General features: G+C 62.4%; 13 protein-coding genes and 1 other RNA gene. 10 read left to right on the top strand and 4 right to left on the bottom strand.

Annotated features, from left to right (window positions below; translation table 11 throughout):
* Positions 1 to 188: 188 nt before the first annotated feature.
* A complete protein-coding gene (locus tag XALGPE39_RS07460; protein WP_045727637.1) occupies positions 189 to 2,375 on the top strand; it encodes a diguanylate cyclase in 2,187 nt (728 codons plus the stop codon).
* Between the two features lie 40 nt (positions 2,376 to 2,415).
* Here the strand turns inward: XALGPE39_RS07460 and XALGPE39_RS07455 are convergent, their stop codons facing one another.
* Entirely contained in the window at positions 2,416 to 3,675 is a 1,260-nt protein-coding gene (locus tag XALGPE39_RS07455; protein WP_045727636.1) for a TIGR03862 family flavoprotein, read from the bottom strand.
* A 13-nt stretch (positions 3,676 to 3,688) separates the two neighbouring features.
* Complete coding sequence (locus tag XALGPE39_RS07450; protein WP_045729048.1) at positions 3,689 to 4,132, bottom strand: FKBP-type peptidyl-prolyl cis-trans isomerase; 444 nt, start codon at positions 4,130 to 4,132, stop codon at positions 3,689 to 3,691.
* A gap of 66 nt (positions 4,133 to 4,198) precedes the next feature.
* Here XALGPE39_RS07450 and XALGPE39_RS07445 point away from each other — a divergent pair, with 66 nt between their 5' ends.
* Entirely contained in the window at positions 4,199 to 4,564 is a 366-nt protein-coding gene (locus XALGPE39_RS07445) for a DUF6164 family protein (RefSeq protein ID WP_045727635.1), read from the top strand.
* A gap of 29 nt (positions 4,565 to 4,593) precedes the next feature.
* Positions 4,594 to 5,328 (top strand): sulfurtransferase, encoded by a 735-nt coding sequence (locus XALGPE39_RS07440; protein WP_045727634.1) that lies wholly within the window; start codon positions 4,594 to 4,596, stop codon positions 5,326 to 5,328.
* 200 nt (positions 5,329 to 5,528) lie between these two features.
* Here the strand turns inward: XALGPE39_RS07440 and XALGPE39_RS07435 are convergent, their stop codons facing one another.
* Entirely contained in the window at positions 5,529 to 6,335 is an 807-nt protein-coding gene (locus tag XALGPE39_RS07435) for an SDR family oxidoreductase (protein WP_045727633.1), read from the bottom strand.
* A gap of 443 nt (positions 6,336 to 6,778) precedes the next feature.
* On the opposite strand from XALGPE39_RS07435, the gene XALGPE39_RS07430 reads away from it, so the two are divergent.
* Positions 6,779 to 6,964, top strand: coding sequence for a hypothetical protein (locus XALGPE39_RS07430; protein WP_045727632.1), 186 nt, complete (start codon positions 6,779 to 6,781; stop codon positions 6,962 to 6,964).
* Positions 6,965 to 7,109: 145 nt separating this feature from the next.
* Here XALGPE39_RS07430 and XALGPE39_RS07425 read toward each other — a convergent pair whose 3' ends face one another.
* Entirely contained in the window at positions 7,110 to 8,453 is a 1,344-nt protein-coding gene (locus XALGPE39_RS07425) for a hemolysin family protein (protein ID WP_045727631.1), read from the bottom strand.
* 293 nt (positions 8,454 to 8,746) lie between these two features.
* On the opposite strand from XALGPE39_RS07425, the gene ssrA reads away from it, so the two are divergent.
* From ssrA to XALGPE39_RS15580, 6 genes are all read left to right on the top strand, one after another.
* Positions 8,747 to 9,098, top strand: a transfer-messenger RNA (tmRNA) gene (gene ssrA / locus XALGPE39_RS15195).
* A gap of 56 nt (positions 9,099 to 9,154) precedes the next feature.
* Entirely contained in the window at positions 9,155 to 9,457 is a 303-nt protein-coding gene (locus XALGPE39_RS16040; RefSeq protein ID WP_162484585.1) for a hypothetical protein, read from the top strand.
* 7 nt (positions 9,458 to 9,464) lie between these two features.
* Positions 9,465 to 10,502, top strand: a complete 1,038-nt coding sequence (locus XALGPE39_RS07415; RefSeq protein WP_045727629.1) for a hypothetical protein — start codon at positions 9,465 to 9,467, stop codon at positions 10,500 to 10,502.
* A 457-nt stretch (positions 10,503 to 10,959) separates the two neighbouring features.
* The gene (locus tag XALGPE39_RS07405; RefSeq protein WP_052690030.1) at positions 10,960 to 11,922 is read left to right on the top strand and encodes an ABC transporter ATP-binding protein; all 963 of its coding nucleotides are present in this window, start codon (positions 10,960 to 10,962) and stop codon (positions 11,920 to 11,922) included.
* A 35-nt stretch (positions 11,923 to 11,957) separates the two neighbouring features.
* Positions 11,958 to 12,731 (top strand): ABC transporter permease, encoded by a 774-nt coding sequence (locus tag XALGPE39_RS07400; RefSeq protein ID WP_045727627.1) that lies wholly within the window; start codon positions 11,958 to 11,960, stop codon positions 12,729 to 12,731.
* A 744-nt stretch (positions 12,732 to 13,475) separates the two neighbouring features.
* Complete coding sequence (locus tag XALGPE39_RS15580) at positions 13,476 to 13,910, top strand: hypothetical protein (RefSeq protein WP_152624846.1); 435 nt, start codon at positions 13,476 to 13,478, stop codon at positions 13,908 to 13,910.
* The last annotated feature ends 76 nt before the right edge of the window (positions 13,911 to 13,986 follow it).

Below are 13,986 nucleotides of genomic sequence, written 5' to 3'. Positions count from 1 at the left end.
GCCGAAAGCCTTCAGTCCGGGCCAGTCCTGGCCGATGATAAGAGATGCCAGAGTGCGCCGATGACGGCGGCAGGGGCATGACCGTCGCCAGCATCGGGTCTGGTCCGCTCCACCGCCCCTTCAGGCTCATTCTCCCTTGACGCCTTGGCCGGCTATTGTGATCGTTATATTTGAACTGCATGCCCGGCATGAGCCAGACCCAACCTCCTTCTTTCATGCCCGTACCATTGCCCGAGGTGGAGCCGCAACGATTGCGTGCGTTGGCCGAACTGGAGATGTTGGATACGCCGCCTGAGTCGGTTTTCAACGATCTGATCTGGCTTGCCAGTCAACTGTGCGAGGTCCCGATTGCGATTGTGTCGCTGATCGACGAGCGGCGCCAATGGTTCAAGGCGAGCTGTGGGCTTGACGTGATCGAGACTCCGCGCGAGCTGGCGTTCTGCGCCTACGCGCTGTCGTCGCCGCAATTGATGGAGGTCCCCGATGCGCTGTTGGACCCGCGCTTTGCCGACAATGCGCTGGTGTTGGGTTCACCGCACATCCGTTTCTATGCCGGCATGCCTTTGCTGGGAAGTGGCGGCTACATCTACGGCACCTTGTGCGTGATCGACACCAAGCCGCGGCAGTTGAGTGAGCGTCAGCGCGAAGGACTGCAACGCTTAGCCAAGCAGGTCACTGCACAACTGGAGACACGCCGTGATGGCCGTATCGCCCAGACCCAGGCGCAGACCCTGTCGTTGCTGCTGGAGACCATGCCCGATGCGGTGGTGTCGTGCACCGCCGACGGCACTCTGGGCCAGTTCAACCACGTTGCGCGGCAATGGCATAGCGCCGACCCTCGCGCGCTACCGCCGGCGCAATGGCCGGAGTACTTCAACCTGTTCGACGCCGATGGCGAACGCCTGCTCGAAATGGAACAGGTGCCGCTGGTGCGCGCCTGGCGTGGCGAATCGATACGCGACGTGGAGATTGTGATCGCAGCCAAGGGGCAGCAGAAGCGGAGCGTGCTGTGCAATGCAGAGCGTCTGTATGCACCCGATGGGCACCTTCTCGGCGCGGTGTGCGTGATGCGCGATATCACCGCTGAACGTGAGGCCACGCGTGCGGCGCTGCTTGCTGGGCAACGCTTCTCCGGTGCGTTTTCGGCAGCAGCTCATGGCATGGCGCTGGTGTCGTTGGAAGGACGCTGGCTAGAGGTCAACGACGCCTTGTGCGCGATGCTCGGTTACACTCGCGAGCAGATGCTGGATATGGATTTCAAGCACATTACGCACCCGGAGGACATTACCAGGGACGGGATGTTGCTGGAGGAGTTGGTTGCCGGCGAGCGTAACGATTACCACTTGGACAAGCGCTACCTGTGTCGTGATGGCCGCACCTTGTGGGGGCATCTTGCGGTATCTCTGGTGCGCGACGAACACCAACGTCCGGTGCATTTCGTCTCGCAAATTCAGGATGTCACCGAGCGGCAATTGGCCGAGCAGCGTCTGCGCCACAGCGAATCGCAGTTACGCACAATTGCCGATAATGCGCCGGCACTGATCGCCTACGTCGACCGTGACCTGCGCTTTCAGTTCGTCAACAAGCCCTATGCCGATTGGTTCGCGCTGCTGCCGACACAGATCGTCGGCCGTCATCTGCGCGAGGTGCTGGATACGGTGCAGTTCGAACTGCTTGCCCCGCACATGTTGCCGGCGCTGGATGGGCAGCCGGCGCAGTTCGACGCCGAGCTCAACGATGCGGCCGGCGAGGCGCGGATCATGCATTTCAGCTTAGTGCCGGACGATGCCTTGGCGCCGCAACGTGCCGGTTTCCACATGATGGTCAGCGACATCACCGGGCAGACCCGGTCTGCGCGAATGATGGAAGCGCGTGCGCTGCACGACGAGCTGACCGGGCTGCCCAACCGCATGGCCTGGAATCAGGCTCTGCGTCAAATGCTCAATCAGTCTGGGCGTCGCAGCGATGCCCACGCTGCGTTGATGTTCCTGGATATGAACGATTTCAAGGGCATCAATGATCGTTACGGCCACCATGTCGGTGACGCGGTGCTGGTGCATTTCGCCCGCCTGCTCAAGACGTGCCTACGCGAGAAAGACTTCATCGCGCGGCTGGGCGGTGACGAATTCGTGGTCTTGTTCGACATTCTCGAGGATCCGCAGCACGAAGCGATCGCGGCGGCGGAGCGGGTCCTGGCTGTCGCCGCCGAGGGCTGTCTGGTCGAGGGCCAGCGGCTGCCTTTGCAGCCGAGCATCGGCATTGCCGTGCAGACTGGCCCCAGCTTTGACCCGACATTGCTCACGCAGCGCGCGGACGAGGCAATGTATGCGGCCAAGCGCGACCCGAACCGTCGCGTGCAGATCGCGACGCTCTGAGCGCGGTACTGGCGCGCCCATTTCCCGGGCGTTGCCGTGTTCAGCCAGTGGCGCGTTGTAGCCAGGCAACCGCGCCGCGACCGGCGCGCACCCCGCTGGCGAAGCAGGCGGTTAGCAGGTAGCCCCCGGTCGGCGCTTCCCAGTCGAGCATTTCGCCCGCGCAGAAGGTGCCTGGCCGGGCGTGCAGCATCAGGTGTGGGTCCAGCGCTTCCAGGCGCACGCCGCCGGCGCTGCTGATCGCCTCGGCCAGGGGGCGCGGTCGTAACAGGGTCAGCGGCAGGCGCTTGAGTGTGGCAGCGGCCTGGGCCAGATCCTGGCCGGCCTGCTTGCCCAGCACTTCGAACAGTAGAGCGGCTTTGACCCCATCGATTCCTGCCTGCCGGCGCAGGTGTTCGCCGAAGCTGCGCCCACCGCGCGGCTTGCACAGTTCGTCCTGTAGACGTTGCAGTGTGCGCCCTGGCACCAGATCCAGCCACAATGTGGTCGGCCCGTGGGTGCTGATCGTCTCACGCAGTTGCGCCGACAGCGCGTAGATCAGGCTGCCTTCGATCCCGCCGTCGCTGACCACACATTCGCCTTGTAGCGATTGCGCACGGCGATCGGTGTCGTGCCAGTGCACGATCACCGGCTTCAGCGGCGCACCGGCATGACGTTCGCGGAAATGCGCACTCCAGGCCACATCGAAGCCACAGTTGGCCGGCTGCAGCGGTGCCAGGGCCACACCGTGCGCGCGAAGTGTGTCCTGCCAGGCGCCATCGGAACCGAGCTGCGGCCAACTGCCGCCGCCCAACGCCAGCACGCAGGCGTTGGCTTGGACCAGGCATTCGCCGTCGGCGCTGGAAAAGCGCAGCGCGCCATCGGCGTTCCAACCATGCCAGTGGTGTTGGACGTGGAAGCGGACCCCTGCGTCCTTCAGTCGGCGCACCCATCCGCGCAGCAGCGGTGCCGCTTTGCGGTCTAGGGGGAACACCCGCCCGGAGCTGCCGACATAGGTTTCCACGCCTTGCGCTTGCGCCCAGGCACGCAGCGCCTGCGCATCGAAATCGGCCAGCCAGTCGCCGACGGTGGTGGCACGTTCGCGGTAACGCGAGACGAAGTCGGTAAATGGATCAGAGTGGGTGAGGTTGAGTCCGCCCTTGCCAGCGATCAGGAACTTGCGCCCGACCGAGCCCTTGGCTTCGTACAGATCAACCTCGGCGCCGGCCGCGCGCGCGGTTTCGGCGGCGATCAGCCCTGCTGGGCCGCCGCCGACGATGGCGATACGACCGTGCACGCGGGCGCCGGGCTTGCTGACGGACATCGCGGCAACCGGCTCAATGCGGCGTGATGTCGAGCAGTTCGACGTCGAACACCAGCGAGGCGCCAGGCGGGATCACGCCGCCTGCGCCGTTGTCGCCGTAGCCGTACTCCGGTGGCAGCAGCAATCGGCGCTTACCGCCCACGCGCATCCCCGTCACACCCTCGTCCCAGCCACGGATCACCTGACCGGCGCCGAGCAGGAAGGAAAAGGGTTGACCATGGTCGGCGGAGGCGTCGAATTTCATGCCTTGCTTGTCCTTGGCGTGTTCGTCGTACAGCCAGCCGGTGTAATGCACGGTCACTCGATTGCCAGAGTGCGCCTGCGCACCGTTGCCGACGCGCTCGTCGAGTGCCTGGAAGCTGGCGATCCGGCCTCCTGGCGGCGGGCCTGGCGGGGTGCAGCCGCCCGACAGCCAGGCTGGCAACGACAGACTCAACAACAGCAGGACACGGCGCATGAGCAACATCCACGGCGGACAGGGCGTGCAAGGGTAGCGCATCGCCGCAGCGGCTATCATCGGCGCATGGCCAAACTATTGCTCAACCTGCGCGACGTGCCAGAGGACGAACACACCGAGGTGTGCGCGCTACTCGATGCTGCGTGCATCGATTACTACCAAACCCGAGCCGGCACGTTTGGCATCTCCGCTGGCGGCATCTGGCTGCGCGAGGATGCCGACCAAGCGCGTGCCAAGGCGCTATTGGCCGATTACCAGACACAGCGTGGGGCGCGTGCCCGTGCCGAGCGCGCGGCGGCGTTGCGTGATGGCAGCGCCGAGACCTTCGCCAGTTTGTTGCGACGGCGTCCACTGTTCGTGTTGGGCACCTTGCTCGGCATGCTGCTGGTCGCCTCGCTGGTGCTGTTGCCATTCGTGCTACTGCGCGGCTAGAGCTGCAGTTGCGAGGCTAAAATACGCAGATGATCGCCAATACCGCTGCCTATCACTTCGTCGTTGTCGACGATCCGGATGCGCTTGCCGCGCAATTGCACACATCGGCCGAACAGGGCGGATTGCGCGGTACCATCCTGGTGGCGGGGGAGGGCATCAATCTATTCCTGGCCGGAGCGACAGCGGCCATCGATGCCTTTTACGCGCAGTTGCGCGCAGATCCGCGCTTTGTCGATCTGCGGGTCAAGACCAGCGTCAGCGCGCAGCAACCGTTCGCACGGCTGAAAGCCAAGGTCAAACCTGAAATTATCAGTTTCCGTCGCGACGCCGCCTCGCCATTGGCCGGCACGCGCGCGCCGGCGGTAGCGCCGCTCACCTTGCAGCGTTGGCTGCGCCAGGGCCATGACGACAGCGGTCGGCGCGTGGTTTTGCTGGACACGCGTAATGCGCAGGAAGTTGAACATGGCACCTTCGCTGGCGCGCTGACCTTGCCGATCGTCAAGTTCACCGAACTGCCCGAGGCGTTGGCAGCGCATCGCACGGCACTGGCCGACGCCACCGTGGTCAGCTTCTGCACGGGCGGGATTCGCTGTGAGAAAGCGGCCTTGTGGATGCGCGCCGATGGCATGGAGAACGTGCTGCAACTGGATGGCGGCATTCTCGGTTACTTCGAGGAAGTGGGCGGCGAGGGGTACGAGGGCCGCTGCTTCGTCTTTGATGATCGCGTGGCGCTGGATCCGCAACTGCAGCCGTTGGTACCGTAGATGCCTGCGTCGGCATCAGGCGTGCGTTGTAGATCCAGTCGCCGCCGGTGCTGATTTTTCCGCGCGCGTTTTCGCATGTGCGCTGCGGTTGAAGCTGGGTTTGGAGATAGCAGTTGCTATCTGCGATGCCTCCAGCGCGCTGTCAAATCTGACCGCCGTCGTGGCCTGGACGTAAGCATGTCTGTGCCAGCCTGTTGCGCTCAGGCGTACTGCATCTTCCGGGTCATTCCACCGTCCACCACGATGTCCTGACCGGTAATGAAGCCTGCCTGTTCCGAGAGTAAATACACCGCCAGTGCGCCGATGTCCTGCGGCGTGCCCACGCGGCCAGCGGGGTGTTGGGTGTGATCCTGCCGCGACAGGATTGGTTTACGTCGCGTGCTCGGCTTGCGCCATGCGTCCGTGGCGATCCAGCCTGGGCTGATGCAGTTGACCCGCACCGCAGGTCCAGCACTGATCGCCAGCGCATGGGTGAATGCCACCAGCCCCCCCTTGGCTGCGGCGTAGGCCTCGCTGTCCGCTTCGGACTGATGGGCGCGTGTCGATGCGATATTGACGATCGCCGCGCCGCTGCGGCTGGCCTTCAGGGCGGGCAGCGCGTGTTTGCTGCACAGGAACGCGCCGCCCAGGTTCGTGCCCAGGCGCCGTTGCCACTCGCGCAACGATAGGTGTTCAATCGGTCCTGTGTATGGATCGGCGATACCGGCATTGTTGACCAGGCCGTCGATGTGTCCGAATCGCGCCAGCGCGGTGTCGATGAAACGGCGCACGCTCGCCTCGGCGGTCACATCCAGGCGTCGGAATAGCACGCGGTCTGCTGCATCCAGTTCGGCCAGACAGGCACGCCCAGCTTCGATATCGAGATCGCCGATTGCGACATAGCCGCCGGCGTCCAGCACCGCATGCGCCACACCGCGGCCAATACCTTGCGCGCCGCCACTAATCAGTACCACACGATCACGCAACGGCAACAGGGGAACGCTAGAGGACGGCGGTACAAGAGACATGGTGGCACTCGGGCAGGGTGGGGGCACGGCGTGTCGGGGATGCGGTGTGGCAGGCGTCGCCGCTGATGACCGATAGCGATGCCAGCGTACATCCGCGTTCGGGTTGTTGTTGCTGCAACATTGCCGTGACCCGTGGCTGCTGTTGATTGCCAACAGCTACGGCGACATCGCACAGTTTATGTACGTCTTACATTCTCGCCGATGTCGTGAGCGCGGCCAGCGCTGCGGCATGAATTCTGGAAGTATTTGCGCAATTGCATGCGCAGAAGGCGGGCGCCGCTCCGGTTGCCGGGTCTATTGTGTCGATGTGCATCACAGGATCGAAACGTCTTCACGGCTAGTTGATTTTGTCGGGTGTGTCATCTGCTCGCACCGTGTTCCACTGCGGCTATCGGTCGCAGTAATGCGGCTTCGGTCAATCAGGTTCTATAGGTGATGACGACATGAGCGAACAACATGCTGCGCCTTCTGTGCACGACTGTGGACTGGAAGCCGCCTTGCAGCAGATGTCGATCTATCTGGAGCGTTTACGCGGTCATGTTGCAGATGCCCCTGACATGCACACCAGCGTGCCGCGCGTGAGTCACATGTTCGTCAGCGAATCGGACCTGCGTCTTCTGCAGGGGTGAGGCAGGGGGTGTCGGCGTTGCAGCGTGGCGTTGGCTACCACGCGTGGTACATCGACAGCCCTGAGGCGCAAACCTGTGCCTGGCTACGCACTACCGCGCCGCTGCCCTAGACACAGCGGCCTTTGCTTGCGTTTGCCAATGCCATTCACGCGGTGATGTCATCGCTGTTCTCGTCCTGCAGCTTGCGCAACAGCAGCTTGTCCACGCGTGCGCCGTCCAGGTCTACGATCTCGATTCGCCAGCCGGCCCAGTCGAAGAACTCGCCGGTATGCGGGATGCGTCCGAAGTAGGAGATGCACAAGCCCGCCAGCGTGTTGTAGTCGTTTTCCTCGGCGCTGGGCAACTCCGCGCCACCCAGCAACTCGCGCAGGTCCTCGATTGCCAGCGAACCATCGATCAGCAGCGAGCCGTCGTCACGGGTCACCACCAATGCGTCCTCATCGGCGTTGTCCACCGATTGCAGACGGCCGACCACCGCGCCCATCAGGTCGCTGACCGTGACCAGTCCCTGGATCTCGCCGTACTCGTCCACCACCAGCGCCATGGACTGCTGTTCCTCGCGGAAAATCTCCAGCAGCTTCATCGCATGGGTGGATTCGGACACGAACAGCGTGTCGCGCAGGCTTTGGAACAACTGCTCACCACCGTTGCCCATGCGAGTCACCAGTGACTTCACTTCCAGCACGCCGGCGATGTCCTGATCGTTGCCGCGGTACACGGGGTAGCGCGAGAATTCATGTTCGTGCATCACCTGCAAGTTGCGTTGCGGCTCGGCGTTGGCATCCAGCCAGGCGATACGATTGCGCGGGGTCATCAGGCTGTCCGCGGTGCGGTCGCCCAGTCGCATGACCCGGTTCATCATGTTGCGTTCGTGCGCGTCGATCACGCCGGCCTCATGGCTTTCGGCGACCAGCATGCGGATTTCTTCTTCGGTCACCGATGCCGATTCGTCCTTGCCCAGACCGAACAGGCGCAGCACCAGTCGGGTCGAGCGCGACAGCAGCCAAACGCCGGGGGCGGCGATTCGTGCCAGCCAACTCATCGGGATCGCGACGATGCTGGCGATGGTTTCCGAACGCGTCAGTGCCAGGCGTTTGGGGACGAGTTCACCGAAGATCAGCGTCAGGAAGGTGATCAGGACGATTGCCAGCGTTTTGCCGATCACGGCCGAATACGGCTGCGGTTGCCCGATCAGGGTGAAGTTCGCGGCCAACGTCGGGAACAGTGCTTGCAACCGGGTCGCAATCGCTGCGCCGATGGCTTCGCCGCCGAACACGCCGGTCAGGATACCGATGGCGGTGATGCCGATCTGCACCGTGGAGAGGAAGTTCTCGGGATTCTCGGCCAGCGCCAATGCCTTGGCGGCGCGCGAACTGGACTGCGCCATCTGCTTCAGCCGGCTCTTGCGCGACGTCATCAGTGACATCTCCGACATCGCGAAGAAGCCATTCAGCAGCACCAGGGCGGCCACGATCAACAGTTCAAGCATGCGCACGCTCCCTGGCGGCGAGGGAGGCGGGGACCTGGGCGCCTTGGCGGCGCAGCGAAGGGGGATGAGATGCGTCTTCCATAGCATGCACCCGGCGAGGGGCGGCATCACATGGTAACAAACCATCGCGGCAACTGTGTCCCCCCGGAGGTCGGGCCTGCTGGATTGCGATGCTCGGCGGTTATTGGCAAATATGATCGTCGGCGGCATGCAAGGAAATAACGCCGGCCTCAGGCTTGTGACGGTCCTCGCCAATCCTTACACTGTGACCGTCAGCGTTTGACGTTGTCCCCGGGGGTGCACTGGTTTCGACGGGGGTTGCAAAATCGCTTGGCGCATGCCGAGGGGGCAGCTTTCCTCGTAAATCCAGCCGCAAACTTATAGTTGCCAACGACGACAACTACGCTCTGGCCGCTTAAGGCCTAGCCCCGAAATCGCTTGTGTCCGTGCTCGCGACGTAGGGTCATTATCACGGAATCGTCGGTGGTGGCTGCCTGTCAGCCACTGGCTAAATCAAGCAGGCTGGTCCCGGGATGCGCTTCGCACATCGTGCTGTTCCGGGATGAGATGCAACGATGAGCTAAGCATGTAGTGCCGGGGATGGAGTGCCTTCGGACGGCGGTTCGATTCCGCCCACCTCCACCATTCATCCAGAACCCAACCGCTCTCGGTTGGGTTTTTTTCTGCCCGGAACCCCAGTGTTGGCGGGGCTTCTGGCATTAGACTTCATCGTGGATCGCTCAAGCGATTTCGTGTTTGTCGAAGTGAATCAGCAAGGGCAGTTTCTCTGGATTGAAGACTACCTCCCTGAGATGAGAGCGCTGGCTGGATTCTGCGAATTTGTCATCGGTCTGATGCCGGGCAAACCGCGGCCCGGAGCCATTGACTTCAACAGTTTGGAGTTGCAGCTTATCTGCGACTCCAGCCGGTACAAGCAGCTTGCCCGGCAGCTTGCCGCGTCCCGAACAGTCGATACGAAACATCTTGACAAGCACCCTTGGTGAGGCAGCGATGCGCAGACTGTTAAGGGTTTGGATCTGTTTGTTTCTCGGCGTCTTGGCAGCGTCCGTGCACGCGACAGGGATTGCTCAACCGGATGTGCTGGACAAACTTCTAGCCTTCCAAACCAAGGCGAGCAGTGGGCCTCTCAAGGCACAAGAGTTGCGCGAAGTGGCAAAGGTGCTGGATGGTGGAGTACCGACCGAAGCCCAAGTCGGATGCGAAGGGGTCAATGCCCTCGGCCCCATCGTCCTCGCTTTGCGTGGCGAGAGAAAGTTACAGCGAATGCTCATGGACGCGCTGTATGAGCGTGTAGGGGATGACGTCGATCCACGGGGTTACGCCGCGCTGGCCGACCGCGTGTCACTTTCTCGCAGGAAAAAGCAGACGTATGGTGCGTTCCCTGAGATTAAGGACGGAGTGCTCAGATTGCCGCAGGGTTTGAACGCGATGGCCGTGAACCAGGAGCGCGATGATCTAGGACTGGCTCCGATTGCGCTAGATCTTCGTTCCGCCAACGACTTGATCGCTGTCGGAATACCCTACGATCAGGTGATCGGTGCGAACGCCTTGTGCCAGCGACAGCCACCCATCACGCATGCCGATCTGAGGCGGTCTCTGGATGAGCGGTACGCGAGAGACCAGAAGTTAAGAGAGGTGTGGGATCTGGCAGGAACAGGCGCAAATTCCGTGGAAGCGAAGGCCGCTGATGCGGACGACGCCAAGAACGCGGTGTTTGTGACACAGGTGCTCAAGGAGCAGGGCTTCCCTGACGTGCAGATGGTCGGTCGCAAGGGCGTCATGGAGTTCTTCATCCTTGTGCAGCACTCCCACAGCCCTGAGTTGATCCGGGACGCACTCGCAAAAGCACGCCCGCTGATGCTCCGTGGCGAGATGGTGCGCCATGACTACGCGCTGAGGCTCCCAGTTCAGCGAGGACGGCGGAAAGGTCGAGCCTTATCCTATCCAGGACAAGGCATCGCTGGATCAGAGGCGAGAGGTCATGGAGATGGAGCCGTTCGATTCCTACATGCGATCCATGCAAAGTAAGTGAACCGGGGCGTGCCGTGCGCAGTAGCAAAGCTGCCGCAGCCCGGTGCGGATGGGAATGTCGGTTGAGCGATGGAACACGTCCGATGAGATCAGGCTGGTGGTGCTTGACCTAGTGATGCCCGGCAAGTTCAAGCGGGTGCGTCTGGTACAGCAGTAATGGAGGCCGACGTCCACCCGCGTCGGCTCGCGCTATCTGCTGCGCACCATTTGTCTACCGATGGGTGATACCGCACCTCTGGCTGCTTCGCGTGCCGCTGTGGCACTCTTCTATGCATTCGATCGGATGCGGCAGGACGCGAGCATGAAGGGCAATTTGCTGAGCCAAGCGCTTCCCGCGTTGCGGGGTAACGAAACGCATCCCTATACGATCAAACCACGTCATGCGCACGCTGCTCTGTTGCCGGCGCGTTGAACGCCCGGACGCTCTTTAATCTCTTACATCAAGGACCTTACGATGACTGCCGCACAGATGGATTCGACCCAGCGGCCGCACCGCGCGCCGACAGCGCCGCGCGGGGAGGTGGTGGCACGGCTCACCGCGGTGACGAAGACCTTCGGCAAACGTGTGGCGCTGGACCACCTCAGCTTTGAACTGTACGCCGGCGAGGTGATCGCGCTGTTGGGCCCCAACGGCGCCGGCAAGACCACCACGGTACGCCTGCTGCTTGGCCTGACCGAACCCACGGCCGGCATCGCCGAGCTCTTCGGGGGTGACCCGCGTTCGCGCGCGGCGCGTAAGCGCGTGGGCGTGATGCTGCAGGTCGGCCTAGCCGCCGTGCCTGAACACATGCACGTCAGCGAGCACATCGAGCTGTTCCGCAGCTACTACGACCATCCGCTGCCGACCGCCGAGGTGATCCGTCTAGCCGGTTTGGAAGGCCTGGAAAAGCGCCGATTCGGCAAGCTCTCCGGCGGCCAGCAGCAGCGGCTGATGTTCGCGCTGGCACTGTGCGGGGATCCCGATTTCCTGTTCTTGGACGAACCCACGGTCGGGCTGGACACGCAAGCGCGGCGCGCACTATGGACGCATGTGCGCGACTTCGTGGCGCGCGGCAAGACCGTGCTGCTGACCACGCACTATCTGGCCGAGGCCGACGAGTTAGCGAACCGCATCTTGCTGGTCAAGGGCGGCCGAGTGATCGCCGAAGGCACGCCCGAGCAGATCAAGGCCAGCCAGGGAGTACGCGCGATCCGCTGCCGCACGTCGCTGACGCTGGCCGAGGTCGAGCGCATCGCCGGCGTCGCCTCGGCCAGCCGTATCGACGACGACATCACGGCGATTTTGGCCAGCGAGCCCGAACAGGTCGTGCTGGCGCTGATGCAGCGTGACCCCATGCTGAGTCAGCTCCACATCGCCGACATCGCCCTTGAAGACGCGATCGAGTCGCTGACCGATACCACCCCGGCTGGACGCTGAAGCGCCCCCTCGAACACCACACCGGAAACCACCCGATGGACTCCATCCTCATGCTCGGCAAGACCCGCCGCGTCTATTGGCTAGAACTCAAATACGAACTGCTGCGACTCGTGCGCTCGCCGATGTACGTGTTCTCCATGCTCGGCCTGCCACTGGCTTTCTTCTTGATCTTCGGGTTGGCCAACCGCAGCGCAGATTTTCTCGGCTACCCGATGCCGCGCTATCTGCTGGCTAGCTACACCTGCTTTGGTGCGATGGGCTCGGCGCTATTCGCCATCGGCGCGGGGTTGGCACTGGAGCGCGGACGCGGCTGGCTCGAACTCAAGCGCGCGTCGCCGATGCCGCCCGCGGCTTATGTACTGGCCAAGCTGGCGGCCAGTGTCGTGTTCGGCCTGAGCATCGGCCTGATGCTGATGGTCATTGCCGGACTGGTGATCAACCTGCAGGTCAGCGCCGTGCAGGTGCTGCAGTTCCTTGCCGTCATCACGCTGGGCGTGCTTTGTTTCGCGGCCATCGGCGTTTTTGCCGGGATGCTGATGCCGCCGGACTCGGCCGCCGGGCTGATGAACCTGGTCTACCTGCCGCTGTCGCTGTGCGGCGGACTGTGGCTGCCAATCGAGCAACTGCCCGCATGGCTGCAGGGACTGGCGAAGCTGCTGCCTAGCTACCACTTCAACCGGCTAGCACTGGCCGCGCTGGGCTACGCCAACGAAGCCAGCTGGCTGGCGCTGCTGGTGCTGGCAGGCTATACGGCGGTCTTCGGCGTCGGTGCGGCGCTGATGTTTCGGGCACAGGAAGCCAACCGGTGAAAGCAGGCTACGCATAACTTACGAAGTGCTACAGCTCCAACGTCAGCAGATGCAGGAGTCGGCACGCATTGAGCGAGACACGTCAACTCACCACGTGCGGATGATCGAAGATCGGACTCATGCGGAAGTTGACCGCGAGCCCGCCAAGAACGCGAAGGCGACACGTGCGACAAGTCGGTCCAGTATTCGCCTCACCCGCACCTGACATAAGAGACATTATGCGAAATGCGCAGGATCGCGAAACTGCGACTCCGTTGGCTGTGGCTGTGGTTGACCTCGTGGCTACCATCACGAAAGCCCAGCGACAAGGAAATCGCAGCATGAGCGACACCTACAACATCGACCGCCGGCCACCGTGCTGGGAAGCTGGAAAGCCATGTCCGAACCACTGCGCACAAGCACACGCGCGGCACGTCATAGACAACCATGTTGAGTTGCATGGACCTTGGGCAGGCTGGCGACTGGCTGGACGCGACCTAGTCGCACCAACGGGGGAAAGAATCCCGGAACACAGGCTGCGCGGTTTGCTCTGGCGTGCCGATGCAACAGACTTGCGTGACGCAACACGAAACCGGAACAAGGCCAGAAAAGCGCGTCAGCAGGCCATGGTAAAAGTTGTTGTCGTGGACCTCGCAACTTGGCGGGATCGACACTTCGGACGCATGGCCGGCTGAAGCGTCTACGCAGGGGCAGGCCCCTGCACCCCACAATCCAGCCAGGGTATGTGTAGACAAGGGGCGGAATATGGAAGAGACCGAAGAGGCGCAGGAAATAACCGCAGGAAAACGACCGGAATACTTGCATGCACCAAAGCGTGAAGGATCCGGAATATGGCTAACGCTGATCGTAGGGACATGCCTAGCAGCCGCACTGGCAGGCGGTGCCAAAATCTACCTAGACACGGTCGCAGACTGGCAAAGCGCCAGGGATGACAAAGCAGCGAGGACGACCGCACAACGAAACGCAGGGAGCGCCGCGTTAGCCGCACAACAGATCGAATACAGGGAACGCCGAATAGCTGAAATTCGCGCAGAACTAATAGAACGCGCAGAAGCAGAACGCGCAGAAAATGCGCGATTAATAAAATGGATGTCTTCCGACGAAGTAAGATGCATAAACGGAATGAAATTTAGAGCGTGTTATGAACTTGAGGCTTTCGCGGCTATCGTAAGCGGATGAAGCTAGCACGCTCCTATCCGACCGACGTATCCGATGAAGAATGGGCCTTCGCTGCACCATATTTGACGCTGATGGA

The sequence above is a fragment of the Xanthomonas sp. GPE 39 genome, assembly GCF_000963005.1.
GTDB lineage: Bacteria > Pseudomonadota > Gammaproteobacteria > Xanthomonadales > Xanthomonadaceae > Xanthomonas_A.
The sequence above is the reverse complement of the archived record's forward strand: the minus strand, read 5'-3'. Positions and strand labels throughout refer to the sequence as shown.